17 protein-coding genes and 1 pseudogene are annotated in these 12988 nt (G+C 58.5%); 10 read left to right on the top strand and 8 right to left on the bottom strand.

Going from position 1 to position 12988, the window contains the following annotated elements; genetic code table 11:
- Positions 1–50 precede the first annotated feature (50 nt).
- The 5 genes from LOH54_RS08365 to LOH54_RS08385 are packed head-to-tail and all read right to left on the bottom strand — an operon-like array spanning position 51 to position 4755.
- Positions 51–863, bottom strand: a complete 813-nt coding sequence (locus LOH54_RS08365; RefSeq protein ID WP_231018450.1) for an acyl-CoA dehydratase activase — start codon at positions 861–863, stop codon at positions 51–53.
- A complete protein-coding gene (locus LOH54_RS08370) occupies positions 863–2137 on the bottom strand; it encodes a double-cubane-cluster-containing anaerobic reductase (RefSeq protein WP_231018451.1) in 1275 nt (424 codons plus the stop codon). The genes LOH54_RS08365 and LOH54_RS08370 overlap by 1 nt, the downstream gene beginning before the upstream one ends.
- Positions 2124–3110, bottom strand: coding sequence for a 4Fe-4S binding protein (locus LOH54_RS08375; protein ID WP_231018452.1), 987 nt, complete (start codon positions 3108–3110; stop codon positions 2124–2126). Before LOH54_RS08375 ends, LOH54_RS08370 begins: the two co-directional genes overlap by 14 nt.
- Positions 3097–4098, bottom strand: a complete 1002-nt coding sequence (locus tag LOH54_RS08380) for a hypothetical protein (protein WP_231018453.1) — start codon at positions 4096–4098, stop codon at positions 3097–3099. The genes LOH54_RS08375 and LOH54_RS08380 overlap by 14 nt, the downstream gene beginning before the upstream one ends.
- A gap of 12 nt (positions 4099–4110) precedes the next feature.
- Positions 4111–4755 (bottom strand): sulfite exporter TauE/SafE family protein, encoded by a 645-nt coding sequence (locus tag LOH54_RS08385; protein WP_231018454.1) that lies wholly within the window; start codon positions 4753–4755, stop codon positions 4111–4113.
- Positions 4756–4935: 180 nt separating this feature from the next.
- Between LOH54_RS08385 and LOH54_RS08390 the strand changes: the two genes are divergently transcribed.
- From LOH54_RS08390 to ppnP, 5 genes and pseudogenes are all read left to right on the top strand, one after another.
- Positions 4936–5187, top strand: a complete 252-nt coding sequence (locus tag LOH54_RS08390; protein WP_231018455.1) for a hypothetical protein — start codon at positions 4936–4938, stop codon at positions 5185–5187.
- Positions 5184–5870 carry a TIGR01621 family pseudouridine synthase gene (locus LOH54_RS08395; protein WP_231018456.1) on the top strand — a complete coding sequence of 229 codons (687 nt, stop codon included), beginning with the start codon at positions 5184–5186 and terminating at the stop codon, positions 5868–5870. The genes LOH54_RS08390 and LOH54_RS08395 overlap by 4 nt, the downstream gene beginning before the upstream one ends.
- A gap of 81 nt (positions 5871–5951) precedes the next feature.
- Positions 5952–7301: pseudogene (locus tag LOH54_RS08400) on the top strand (FAD-dependent oxidoreductase).
- Positions 7298–8410, top strand: a complete 1113-nt coding sequence (locus LOH54_RS08405) for a glycosyltransferase (RefSeq protein ID WP_231018457.1) — start codon at positions 7298–7300, stop codon at positions 8408–8410. Before LOH54_RS08400 ends, LOH54_RS08405 begins: the two are co-directional and overlap by 4 nt.
- Before the next feature lie 57 nt (positions 8411–8467).
- The gene (ppnP, locus tag LOH54_RS08410; RefSeq protein ID WP_231018458.1) at positions 8468–8785 is read left to right on the top strand and encodes a pyrimidine/purine nucleoside phosphorylase; all 318 of its coding nucleotides are present in this window, start codon (positions 8468–8470) and stop codon (positions 8783–8785) included.
- A 6-nt stretch (positions 8786–8791) separates the two neighbouring features.
- Here the strand turns inward: ppnP and LOH54_RS08415 are convergent, their stop codons facing one another.
- From LOH54_RS08415 to LOH54_RS08425, 3 genes are all read right to left on the bottom strand, one after another.
- Positions 8792–9355, bottom strand: coding sequence for a DJ-1 family glyoxalase III (locus LOH54_RS08415; protein WP_231018459.1), 564 nt, complete (start codon positions 9353–9355; stop codon positions 8792–8794).
- 93 nt (positions 9356–9448) lie between these two features.
- Positions 9449–10015 (bottom strand): elongation factor P, encoded by a 567-nt coding sequence (gene efp, locus LOH54_RS08420; protein ID WP_231018460.1) that lies wholly within the window; start codon positions 10013–10015, stop codon positions 9449–9451.
- A gap of 61 nt (positions 10016–10076) precedes the next feature.
- Complete coding sequence (locus LOH54_RS08425) at positions 10077–10625, bottom strand: hypothetical protein (protein WP_231018461.1); 549 nt, start codon at positions 10623–10625, stop codon at positions 10077–10079.
- Between the two features lie 95 nt (positions 10626–10720).
- On the opposite strand from LOH54_RS08425, the gene LOH54_RS08430 reads away from it, so the two are divergent.
- The 5 genes from LOH54_RS08430 (at position 10721) to msrB (ending at position 12988) form a co-directional block, all read left to right on the top strand.
- Positions 10721–11356 (top strand): hypothetical protein, encoded by a 636-nt coding sequence (locus LOH54_RS08430; RefSeq protein ID WP_231018462.1) that lies wholly within the window; start codon positions 10721–10723, stop codon positions 11354–11356.
- Positions 11357–11590: 234 nt separating this feature from the next.
- Complete coding sequence (locus LOH54_RS08435) at positions 11591–11836, top strand: helix-turn-helix domain-containing protein (RefSeq protein WP_231018463.1); 246 nt, start codon at positions 11591–11593, stop codon at positions 11834–11836.
- On the top strand, positions 11833–12006 hold the full coding sequence (locus tag LOH54_RS08440) for a hypothetical protein (protein WP_231018464.1): 174 nt from the start codon (positions 11833–11835) through the stop codon (positions 12004–12006). Before LOH54_RS08435 ends, LOH54_RS08440 begins: the two co-directional genes overlap by 4 nt.
- 165 nt (positions 12007–12171) lie before the next feature.
- Complete coding sequence (locus LOH54_RS08445) at positions 12172–12456, top strand: HU family DNA-binding protein (RefSeq protein WP_231018465.1); 285 nt, start codon at positions 12172–12174, stop codon at positions 12454–12456.
- A gap of 139 nt (positions 12457–12595) precedes the next feature.
- Positions 12596–12988 (top strand): peptide-methionine (R)-S-oxide reductase MsrB, encoded by a 393-nt coding sequence (gene msrB / locus LOH54_RS08450; RefSeq protein ID WP_231018466.1) that lies wholly within the window; start codon positions 12596–12598, stop codon positions 12986–12988.

Genomic DNA, 12988 nt, shown 5'->3' on the forward strand with positions numbered 1-12988 from the left:
TTAAAAAATTCCAAAAAATTGGGACGATAAGGCAACCGCGCGGGCAGTGCCTATACCGCTTCGCCGCTTTCGTAGGCGTAGGACTCCCAGGCGAGGACGGCGGCACCGAGCGACGTCGTGATCTGCGGAAAGGCCGGCACGAAGATCGGTTTGCCCAGCTCGTTCTCGATGGCGTTGACCAGCCCGCTGTTGAGCGCCGGGCCGCCGTCGAAGTAGATCCCCTCGTTGATGCCGACCCGCTTCACGAGCTTCACAATCCGTTTGGCGATAGAGTAGTGCACCCCGCTGACGATCTCCTCGACGCGGTGGTTGTTCCCCAGCAGGCCGATAATCTCCGACTCGGCGAAAACGGCGCAGGTACTGTTGATGGAAAGCGGCGTGCCGGTGGATTTGAAGTGGTACTCCCCCAGCTCGTCCACGCCGATTTCCAGGTTGCGGGCGACGACGTCGAGGAACTTTCCCGTCCCCGCCGCGCAGCGGTCGTTCATCGCGAAATTGACGACGTTGCCGTCGCTGTCCATGGCGATCGCCTTGGAGTCCTGCCCGCCGATGTTGATGATCGTCTTGATCTCGCCATGGCCCTGCGCCGCGGCCCGCGCGCCGATGGCGTTGGCGGTGATCTCGCTGATGTTCTCGTCCGCCTCCTTGAAGAGTTTACGGCCGTATCCCGTCGCGACGGTATAGCGCAGCGCCTCCGGGGTGACGCCCACCTCCGCCATCAACTGCGCGAGGCTCTCCTGGGCGTATTTGTAAAACATGCTGCCGCTCGCACTCACGCGGTGCCCGACCAGACTCCCCATCCCGTCGACGATGGCGATCTTGATCGCCGTCGACCCGATATCGATCCCTGCAAAATACTCCATTACTGTCTCCTTTTTCTGCTCTTGAGCGATTCGACGAAGGCCTCGACCCGCGTCGTGAGCTGCCCCAGCTGACTGGGGCTGTAGTCGCTCTCAAGGTAGAGGATGGGAATCCCCTCCTTCTCCATCGCCGCCAGAACGGAGCGCTGCTCCATCTCGTAGACCTGGCACCCCGCGAAGGCCTGGTAAACGACGCCGTCGGCGCTGAACTCCTTCACCAGCTCGACGATGCGGCGGATCCGGTCGTCGTTGCGGGTAAAGACAGGGCAGGTGCACCCTTTCAGATAGCGGTCCGCGACCGCGTCGACCATGTCGTAAAGGAACCACTCATCCACCGAGACCATGTCGTTGAAGAGGCGGTTCGATGAGCAGCTCTCGTCCGCGACAATCACCGCGTCCGCCATCTCGATGAGCTGCGGCACCTTCAGGTTCGGGAAGATCGGGGGCGATCCGGTGTAAACGATGCGCGGGCTGCGTTTGCGGGCGGCACCGATGCCCTCCTTCACACGCGCCTCCATCTCTATTAGCAGCCGTTCCACCGCCGCGCTCCATGCCTCGGTCTTGTCGAAGAAAAAGGCGTTGGTCACAAGGAACATATCGTTGCCCGAGATCGGCGGCAGCTCCGCTTTACGCAGGGCGCTCAGACGGTGGTAAAGCGTCTGGGCGTAGCCGACCTTCTGGATGGAAGCCTTGAGCTTTCGGCGCGTCAACTTCGTTTTCAGCTCCTTCGAGAGTGTCTTGGTGAAGTTGCGCACGCTGCGGCGCCAGTACTCCCGGCTCTCCTCGCTCTCCTTGACCCGGGGAAACTCCATTTCATACACCGGGTAGCCCATCTCCTCGACGATCCCCGTCGCCTTCGTTTTCTGGTCGCAGGTTGTCGGCGTCACGACGAGGTCCGGCGCATCGGCGAAGTGGTCCGTCGCGAAGGCCCCCACCGTGGCCTTGACCAGCGGGCAGGATTTCGACGGCAGGTATTCGCCGCCGATCTCGTCGTCGGTGTAAAAGCCGTTGCAGAGCCGCACCGGTGCCGCGCCGAGGGCGTCGATCACTTCGTAGGGAACCTGGATGCACATCGTCCCCACCTTCGTTTTCCCCTCGTGCATCGGCGTCATGTCGCAGTGGTAGCGCCGGTGAAGCTCGTAGAAGTACTCCATCGCCTCCGGGGGGTTGACGGCGTATTCGCGCAGCGTGTCGAGCACCTTTACCGCTTCCATCGCCTTGTGGCGTCCCTGCCGCTCTCTGGGCGTCTCTATCGTATGGTCGTTACGCGCGTTCATCGTCGCCTCCGGGTCTGTCAATCTGCATACGTTTGGAAAATCCTTCCTTGGTGGACTGAAAAATGGTAAAGCCGGCGATATCGGCCTGCAGGCACCCCTCTTCCGGGCAGGCGGCGATGCACTTCATGCAGAGCGTACAGTCGTCGCGCAGGATGTCGCGGCTCTGCACGTCATCGGCGATATCCTTAATCTGCATGTCGCAGACGGTGTAGCAGTCGCCGCACTTGGTGCACTTGCCGCCGTCCTTCTTCAGCTTCAGGATGGAAAATTTGCTGAAGGAGTACTGCAGCGCGCTCATCGGGCAGAAGAAACAGAAGAAGCGTTTCTTCACAAAGGAGCCGGCGAGGAACATCCCCGTGATGACCATTCCCAGCGCCGTCAGGATCATCGTCGTTTTGCTGGAGAAGTCGATCGTCCATTGCGAGAAATCCCCGACGAAGAGCGGCGTGATCATCCGTCCCGGGCAGATCTGGCAAAACGCCGCCCGCCATTCGCCCCCGATCAGCCCCGCGCCTATCGCCACCGGCAGCAAGAGCAGCAGAACGAGCAGTACGTACTTGATCACCTTGAGGCGGTTGAACTGCGTCTGGTTGTAGCTGCTGTAGCGGATGCCGAAAAGCTTGCGCAGCGAGGTGAGCCAGTCCTGCATCGTTCCCAGCGGACAGACGAAACCGCACCACGCCTTATTGAAGACGATAAACCAGAGCAGGAAGGTGACAAATCCAACCAGGATCCCGATGCTCGCCATACTGAAAAGCATGCCCAGGGGACGGCCGAGCTGGTGCTGCAGCGGCAGCAGGTAGCACATGCCGCCGTTTTGGCGGTCATAGCCGCAGGAGAGCACCGGCATATTACTGCCCAGATCGATCGCGAAATAGGCCCCGTAGATCAACAGCACAAAGGTGACCAGCTGGACGATCGCGCGGAAACGGCGCAGGTTGCCCAGATCGAGGAATCGCCTAATCCTTTTCATCGAAACGGACCTCCGCATACGGCTTCACCCTCCGCCGCCGGTAGATGTAGACAAAGATGCCGGTGAGCAGCAGCGCCGCCGTGCCGAACAGCAGCGCGAAAGCGTAGGACTTGTAGCTGCCCGGTTCCGGGAAGAAACGGCCGGGATAGGTCGTCACGTAACGGTGTGTGCCGTACGACGCCTCCCCCAGCGTGCCGTTGTCCTCTTCCGACCATGCCGCCGTCACGACGAATCGCTCTTCGTGGCGTTTGTCAAATTCGTTCCAGGCCGGAAAATACGCTTTGATCAGCGTAAACGAGACCGAACCGTTCGCATCGGAAACAGCCCGTTTGCTCCACCCCTCGCCGGTGCGCATCGTCACGGCCACTCCGGCCTTCGGTACGCCTTTATACAGCGTCTTGAACGTCAGGGTGTCGCCGGAGACGAAATGCGTGAAAAGTCCCTCTTCCGCCTCTTTGACGCGGACAATCTCGAACGGAAGCGCCGTCTCATTTGAGCGGTTGAGCTCCACCTTGTCCCCGTGGCGGCCGTAGGTCAGCTCGTACTTGGCGCTGTTCGTGCAGCGCACGCCCTCTTTGACACTATCTTCGGCGTAGTAAACGGCGTAGCGTCCCGGGGTGCGGGTCGCGATGCTGAGCGACGCGCTGCCCCGTTTCACCGACACATTGGCCTCAACGCCCCGGTGCTCGTTGTCAAAGGCCACCGCCGTCCCGCCGGCGCTGCCGAGCGTGCGGGGAGTGCCCCCTCTGCCGCCGGTCACCAGCCACAGTTTCGTGCGTCCCTCCGGGCGGCCGTATCCACTGCCGGTGCCCATGCCTCCCCACTTCTTCGCCCCCGCATTGGGGTTTTCCTTGCTGATCCACAGGGGGGCACAGAACGCCTTGGCCTGCGGCGCCTTCGTATACGCTGCTTTCGGCGGGATCCCCTCGGGCCTCGCCGCCAGTGCGGTCACCGCCGTCAACACGACGGCGATCAAATATTTGACCATATCTCCTCCTCCTTATAAATGGCTCAATCCATTGATGGTTGCGATGCCCACGGCCATCAGTAACAGCGCGGCGATCCTCTCGATCGCCGTCTTGTAACGCGCAAGCTGCGCCACCGCTTCACGCGCGACCTGGGAAAAGAAGAGCCCGTACAGGGCCCAGGAGGCGCTCACCGCCCCAAGGCCGAAGGCCAGGCCCATCGCCAGGGCATCCGCCGCGCTGATGCTCCCCGCCGCCACGGCGATAAGCGACATAACGGGGGCGCAGGGGTTCAGCGTGATCGCAAAGCCCATCGCGAAGTAGCCGACGCTCCCGGTCGCCCCCTGCTTTCCCCCCGAAACGCTGCAGCAACGGCGCTGCCCGAAACTCCGGTACAGCAGCACGCCGCCGACAAAAACAGTGCTGATGCCCAGCAGGCTCTGCGAAAGCGCGGGATCGTCGAGCAGCGACTTGACTGCCATTGCGCCGAAAGAGGCCCCCACAGCGATCAGGCTGTAACTGACGATCCGCCCCAGGCTGAAGATGGAAACGACATAAAGCGCTCCGCCCGGACGGCCGTTTTGTGTCAGCAGCAGCGGGCTCAGAAAAGGCATGCAGCTGAACATACAGGCCGTCACGCCGTAAGAGAGACCGATAAGCAGTAAAGAGAAGTACTCCATCAACACCTTGTCTGTGCACACGCGGAAGCGATCCGGTATATTATTTATAAATTATTAGTGATTATTACTTTTAACTGTTAATTATTTGTTAAATATATACTATCCTGATTTTCACACGCCGATCACGGGGCGAAAGCGGCAAGATCGCAACAGCGGACACCCCTTCGTGCATGGTAAAATATGTGTCAGACATCCCGCCTCCAAAGGATTTTCATCAAGCGTCTCAAACCCCTCCTGGCGCGGCTTGCCGAGCGATACGGCAGGCCCGTGCTCTGGCTCTACGCTTTTATCTTTCTGCTGACTGCCACGGGGCTGCTCGCGGCGGTCTACTTCCTGTTCGGCTGGCTGATGCTGCAAAGCCCGAACGCCGTACTCGTACTGACCGGCCTGCTCGTCGCACTGATCTTCTATGTCAACCGGCGGCACGGATGAGCCCCCTGACCCTTTGTTTCGACCATCGCGATTTTGCCGTTGTCGCCAAACCGGCGGGGATGAGCTTTCACAGCGAAACCGGGGCCGGATTCGTCGTACGGGCCGCTGAACTTACCGGATGCCCCCTCTACCCGGTCCACCGCCTCGACAAGATGACCTCCGGGCTTGTCATCCTTGCCAAGAGCAGCGAGGCGGCCGCTGCCTTTACGGCGCTGTTCGAAAAGCGCGAAATCGAAAAGTACTACCTCGCGCTCAGTCTGCGTAAACCGAAAAAAAAGCAGGGGTGGATCAAGGGGGACATGGCCAAAGCGCGCCGCGGCGACTGGAAATTGCTCAAAACAACGGAGAACCCGGCGGTGACCCGCTTCATCTCCGCCACCCTGCGCGAAGGGGAACGCGCCTTCCTCGTCAAACCCTACACCGGCAAGACCCATCAGATCCGCGTGGCGCTCAAAAGCCTGGGCTCTCCCATTGCCGGCGACGTGCGCTACGCCGACAAGGCGGAGGCGGAGAAAGAGGAGCGCGGCTACCTGCACGCCTACGCCCTGCGTTTTACCTACAATGATGAACCCTACCGTTTCACCTTTCCCCCCGATGAGGGGGAGCGTTTTCTCTCACCCCTGTTCAGCGATCTGCTGCAGGAATGGCAGGCCCCCTGGGAACACTTTCCCGAAAAAAAATAGGCATCCCTGTTACCACTGACGTATTTTTTTGCGTTATACTTGAAACACCACGACCCCGACGGGTCCGAGCGGAGTGACAACGTGAACCTCTCAACCTACGACGTCCTCATTGTCGGCGGCGGCATCTCCGGTGCAGCGCTGCTCTATGCGCTGGAGCGCTACAGCGATCTGGGCAGCCTCTGCCTCCTCGAAAAATACGGCGCTCTCGCCACGCTGAACTCCAGCGCCACCTCCAACTCCCAGACCCTGCACTGTGGCGATATCGAAACGAACTACACCCTGGAGAAGGCGGCCAAGGTCAAACGGACCGCCAAAATGGTCGAGAAATACTGCCTGTAGCACGGCTACGAGAACGACATCATCCATGCCCACCAGAAGATGGCCCTGGGGGTTGGCTACGACGAAGTCAACTTTATGACGAAGCGCCATGAGGAGTTCAGCAGCCTCTACCCCTACCTGCGGATCTATGACCGCGAAACGCTCAAACGGATCGAACCCGCCGTCGTTTACGACGCGGACGGCATGGAGCGTCCGAACCCCATCGTCGGTGTTGGGGTACAGGGGGAGTACACCACCGTCGATTTCAAGCGCCTCAGCGACTCCTTTGTCGAAAACGCCATGCGGGGGAAGCAGACCCACACGGACGTTTTTTTTAACCAACACGTCATGCAGATCGAAAAACGCGGGGAGCTGTACGAGGTCCGCACCGGCGGCAGCACCTACTACGCCCGCTTTGTCGTCGTCGACGCCGGGGCCCACAGCCTCTTCCTCGCGCACCGCATGGGGTACGGGCTCGATTTCGGTATTTTGCCGATGGCGGGCAGCTTCTACCGCTCGACAAGGCATATCCTGAACGGCAAGGTCTACATGGTCCAAAACCCCAAACTCCCCTTCGCCGCCCTGCACGGCGACCCGGACCTGCTGCTGGGCGGCCTCACCCGTTTCGGCCCCACGGCCCTGATGCTGCCCAAACTGGAGCGCTACAAGCGGGGGACCTATCTCGATTTTCTTCGGACCCTCCGATTCGATCACAATATCGCAAGCATCTTCTACGACCTGCTCAAAGACCGGGACATCCGAAACTACGTCCTGCGCAACTTCCTCTTCGAAGTGCCGTGGCTGAACAAACGCCTCTTTGTCAGGGATGCGCGAAAGATCGTCCCCTCGTTGCAACTCTCCGACATCGAGTACGCCTCCGGATTCGGCGGGGTCCGCCCCCAGGTGCTCGACAAAAAACAGCGCAAACTGCTGCTGGGAGAGGCGAGTATCGATACCGGGGAGGGGATCGTGTTCAACATGACCCCCTCCCCGGGGGCGACGAGCTGCCTGGGCAATGCCCGGCGCGACGTGGAGACGGTCTGCGCCTATCTTGGCCGCCGCTTCGACCGCGCCCGCTTCGATGCGGAACTTACCGAAGGAGACCGTCCATGAAAAAGCTGCTCTACATCACGGACCAGCAGGAGTACGCCGACCACGGCACCATCGCCCCGCTCTTTGGACACTATCTCAAAAAATACCTGCAGGTCTCGATCGTCTACTACACCCGCTACAAGGACAGCTTCCAGTACAAAGGCGACGACTGTATCGTCCCCGAGGAGAAGCTGCATTCGATCATCGGCTACCTCGACGAAGAGGGGGTGGATGTCGGTAGCTTCGATTTTATCCTCGTGCGCAACCGCTTCGATATTCTCCGTAGGGTGCTCGCCCACCGTGCGCGCTACGGCTACAGGGTCGGTTTCCGCCTCTCCTTCCCCAAGAACGAAACAGCCTACGCCGCCATGATGGCCAAATACAAACGCGCACTCCTGCCCTCCCTCGCCCTGAAGTACAAGCGCAGCCGGGAGCGGAAACTGATCGAAGCCTGCGATCTTTTCCTCCCCTCTTCGGCGATGCTGGCCTCGGGGCTCTACCCTGCCCTGGCGCTGCCGACGTTCCCCCTGCCCGCCGGCATCGATCCGGCGCGCGTCGCGGGCCCCAAAAACGGCGCTGCCGCCCCGCGGCGCTTTATCTACGTCGGCTCCCTCGACCCGCTACGTCGTTTCGAAACGCTGCTCGACGCCTTTGCCGCGCTTACCCACCTGGAGTGGTCCCTGGATATCTCCACCTTCGACCCCACCTATCTCAAAACAATCCTCAAAGAGTACCCGATGCTCTCCGGGCGCTTCCGGATACTGCAGGCGGCCAACCTTTCGGAGCTGGGACGCCAGATCGGCGCCTGCGATGTCGGCCTGGCCATGATGCCCGCCCTGCCGATCTTTGCCATGACCCTTCCGGCAAAGGTGATGGACTACTACGCCGCCGGCGTACCGGCACTGCTCACCGACACCCCCAAGAACCGCGACCGGCTGCGCGACGGAGATGAAGCCTTCTTCTGCGCTTTCGATGCCGCCGCCATCGCCGCGAAGCTCGAAACCCTGATCCGCAGTGATGCCGCGCATCTTGCCCTGGTCCGCGAACAGGGGCTGGAGCGGCTGCTCGGAGCGGGACGCTCCTACGACGTCATGGCCGAACAGCTCTACCGCCGCCTCACCGCGCTCTGAACGCAGTAATTGCATAGCAATTCTTGGCTACAATGACGCAAAAATGAAGGAGGATTCATGTCTACATTTGAAAATGTCAGTGTCCAGAAAGAGGCCAACGTCTACTTCGGAGGGAACGTCACGAGCCGGACGCTTACCCTGCCTGATGGCAGCGTCTTAACCCTCGGTATCATGCTGCCGGGCGAATATGAGTTCGGCACGGGCAAACCGGAGCTGATGGAGATTTACGACGGGGAGCTGGATATCCTGCTGCCGGGCGAGAGCGCGTGGCAGACGATCCACGGCGGCCAGAGTTTCAATGTCGGGGGCGACAGCAAGTTCCAGGTCCGTGTCAAAAGCATCACGGACTACTGCTGCACCTATCTCGACGCGTAACGGCGCCTAGGCGCAGTAATCGGCGAGCACGCCGCGTTTTACGTTCTCATAGGCGGACTCCCCCGCCAGTTTCTTCACGATCTCGAGACCGAAACAGATAGCGGTCCCGGGACCGCGCGACGTCATGACGTTCGCATCTTCCACGACCGCAGCGCGCTCTCCCTGAAACCCCTCCGTCCGTATCTCTTTCTCGACACCGGGATAGGCCGTATAATTCGGCTTCAGCACACCGGCGGCATTGAGGGCGATCGGCGCCGCGCAGATAGCACCGATCGGCTTGCCCTTGGCATCCATCTCCCCCAGCAGCGCCTGAACACCGGCATGTTCTGCAAGGCGTTTCGTGCCGCCGCCCCCGCCGGGCAGGACGATCATATCGATATCGTCTGCGCCCAGCGTTCCAATGGGCGCTTCGGCCTTGACGACAAGGCCATGCGCTCCTTCGACCTCCATCGCATCGTCCAATGAACGTACGAGAACGTCGATTCCGCCGCGGCGCAGCACGTCGATGACGGCAACGGCTTCGATCTCTTCAAATCCCTCGGCCAGCGGGACCAATACTTTTTTCGGCATGTGAGACTCCTCAATCAGCTTAATAGGATAATTGTAGCACGGAAGAAAAAAAGAGGGAGGAAAATCCCCGGGCAGCATGCCGGGGAGGCGGGATTATTTTACTTTTTCGACATACTCGCCGTCAACGGTGTTGACTTTGATCGTATCGCCTTCGAGCACATGATAGGGGACCTGTACGACGGCACCCGTCTCCAGTGTCGCCGGCTTCTTGGAGCCGCTTGACGTATCGCCTTTGAAGTTCGGCGGGGTTTCGGTAACGACGAGTTCCATCGTATCCGGCGCATCGACGGAGATCGCCTGGCCGTTATGGAAAACGATCTCCACGTTGGTACCGTCTTTGAGCCACTTCATCGCATCTTCGCACTGCTCATACAGCAGGCCGAGCTGCTCGTAACTCTCGTTGTCCATGAACTGCAGCATTTCGCCGTCGTCGTAGAGGTACTGCATCGTTTTGTGCTCCATATTCGGCACTTCGAACTTGTCGCCGGCATGGACCGTCTTCTCGATCACCTTGCCGTTCGTGAAGCTTTTGACTTTCATACGCACAAATGCCGCGCCCTTGCCCGGTTTGACGTGCTGGAACTCCACGACTTTGTAAGGAACGCCCGCGATCTCGAGGCGTACGTTTTTCTTGATGTCACCCATACCGATTGTTGCCATCATATTCCCTTAGATTATAATTTTCCGGGATTTTACACTATTTTCGCTAAAAAGCGGCGGGTCACTGGTACCAGTGGCGCCGGATACGCCGCCCCGATTCGTATTCGTCCACCAGAACCCGCGGCGGCGTCCCCCGCGAAAGGGTGACGATGATATTGCGCTGTCCGTCGACGATCAGCAGCTCCCCGTGCTCCAACGTCTTGTAGTCGCTCCGGCTGACGTGATCGTAGACGATGCTGAGGACATGATCGTATTTGGGTAGGGTCAACCCTTCGATCGGCATGTCGTCGACGAGGTGCTGATAGAGCAGCCGCTTGGCCAGCAGCAGTGTCGCAAAGAAGGTCGCCGTGCTGCGCATTGAAGAGGTCTTGACCAGGGGACGCTGCAGGTCACCCAGCGGGTTGATCATGTCGCTTTTGGCGCAGGCCATACCGACCATCGCGGCAAAGTGGGCTTCACGGCTGCCGGCGTAATAGGCCGACAGTCCCGATTTGCATGCCTGCAGATAGTCGCCGTCGCGGTAGAGGGCAAGTACCTGTTTCGTATCGGCGCCGTAGCCTGAGTGCGTCAGGAGCGCCAGCAGTGTCATTAGAGGAAATAATCGCTTCATGGTGGGCATTATAGCACTTCTGCCGATGCAAGGAAAAACGGCGCCGGGACCCTATCGAGGGCATCTTCAAGCAACTTTCGCTAAAATCTTCCCCCATGCAGATAACGATCGATGAATATGCCAACCGCTTCAAAATGTCCAAAGAGATGATCCGCGCTAAACTGCGTGCGGGCAGACTGCCGCATACCGTCATCGACGGCACGACCTACATTACCGTTGAAGCGCCGGCCGCGACCGCTCCCAGGCAGAGCACTCCACAGCGGACCACCGCCGGGGCCGTCATCATGATGTACCAAAAAGAGAATGCCGAGCTCAAGCGGAAGATCGAGGAGCTCGAGACGAAGATCGACCGCCTTATCGGGGACAAGGAGCAGATGCTGCGCGAAGAGCGCGACCGTATTGAGAGCATCTATGTCTCGCGGGACGAACAGCTCAAATCCTTCCTGGAGCTTGTCAACGCCAAACTCGTGCAGGAGGGGCTCAAACTCGCCTCGCATGCGGAAGCGACCGAGACGGTCCCCTTCGGTGAGGCCCCGGCAGCCCAGCCCCTGTCCGAACAGATAGAGCTGTTCCGCTACCTCGAGTCCAAGCACTTCTCCTCTTCAGAGACGAAAACGGTCAAAAAGCGCTTCGCCAAAGCGTACGGCAACGATATCCGCGTCATCCAGCAAAACGGCGAATTTATCCTCGACTTCTCCAAGTACGACTACAGCGATCTCCTGGCGCGCTGAGCGCACCCCCGGGACACCGTCTTTCCAATAGCGTCCAAAACTATATATCTGCCCTCACCCATCCTCTTCCAAGCAATCAGTTTTATACGGAATACCGTATAAAATATACATTTTAATATCATATTTATCTATTTTATTGACTTTATATACCTCTATTTTCTATAAATGTACTATTATTGTATTTTATATACGGTTTTTTGCTTTATTTAAGAATCCTTCTTCTACAATGGAGCAATGGAACACTCCGATCTTTTCAATATTCTGCACAATGCGGTGGAAGCCCAGGGCAACGGCAAGAAGATCACTCAAAAAGAGATGGCGTCGCTGCTCGGGGTCTCCATGCGCACCTATCAGGACTGGCGTTTGGGCAATGCAAAGCCGCAGGCTGCCAGGGCTGTCATGCAGATGCTGGGGAAGCTCGAAGACGACGACATCATCAGGGTCGTGCGAAAAATCAACCGATTGGAGGAAGCCTCATGACGACATTGACACAAAAAGAGCGTGAAGATCTGCAGTCCGTTTTCAATTCGATTTCCGATAACGAACCGACGCGGGGCGCCAAACTCTGCCGTATAAAGAATATTATTTTTCTTTATATTCATTCCCGTTTCCACCATCTGCTGAAAAAACGGGTTTCCTACCAAAAATAGGCACTTCCGGGGGACAAATCCCCCCATTTCCCCCCAAAATCAATCACTTGAAGATAAATTTAAGCAAACAGACTATAAAGTAACCGTCAGAACAGCTTTGAGAGCGCCAATCCCCTAAATTGCGTGCTCCAAGAGGTGTTATATTTCAATGACTTGGAGCGTTTTATGAACAAAGCACAGTTTGTCGAACTGGTTCAGAAGCACGGTGACTACAAAACTAAAGCAGAGGCAGAAGCTGCCATTAAAGCATTCGCGGATGCGGTAACGGAAGCACTCGTCGCAAAAGAGGATGTCACACTTGTTGGTTTCGGTAGCTTCACATCTGCCCTTCAAAAGGGAAAAAGCGGTACGGTTCCGGGTACGGACAAAAGCTACACAACAGCGGACAAAATGGTTCCGAAGTTCAAAGCAGGAAAAGGTCTCAAAGACCGCGTTGCCGAAGGCAAATAACTCCTCACCCCTGGCCGCCGTCCGCGGCCGCTTTTCCCCACACAACCATTAACTTCTGATTCTAATCCCCGCATACCCCATTTCAGACAGGATTCTTCTGGCACACTCATGTCCATAAACATGAATGCAAAGGCGCCCAATGGAAAAAGTGACCAAAACGGAACAGGAGTGGCGTGCGCAGCTCTCGCCGGAAGCCTACCACGTCTGCCGCGAGCACGGTACGGAAGCCCCCTTCAGCGGAAAATTCTACCAGCACAAAGGCGACGGGGTCTACCGCTGCGTCTGCTGCGACGCGCCGCTCTTTACATCGGATACGAAGTTCGATTCGGGGACGGGGTGGCCGAGCTATTTCGAGCCCTACAGCGACGAGGCGCTAGTCGAGATCAAAGATACGAGTTTCGGAATGACGAGGGTGGAAGTAAGGTGCGCGCGCTGTGACGCGCACCTGGGGCATGTCTTCCCCGACGGTCCGGAACCAACGGGGCTGCGCTACTGCATCAACTCCGTCTGCCTGACCTTCGATGAGGGGTAA

The organism is Sulfurimonas sp. HSL-3221 (assembly GCF_021044585.1).
Classification (GTDB): domain Bacteria; phylum Campylobacterota; class Campylobacteria; order Campylobacterales; family Sulfurimonadaceae; genus Thiomicrolovo; species Thiomicrolovo sulfuroxydans.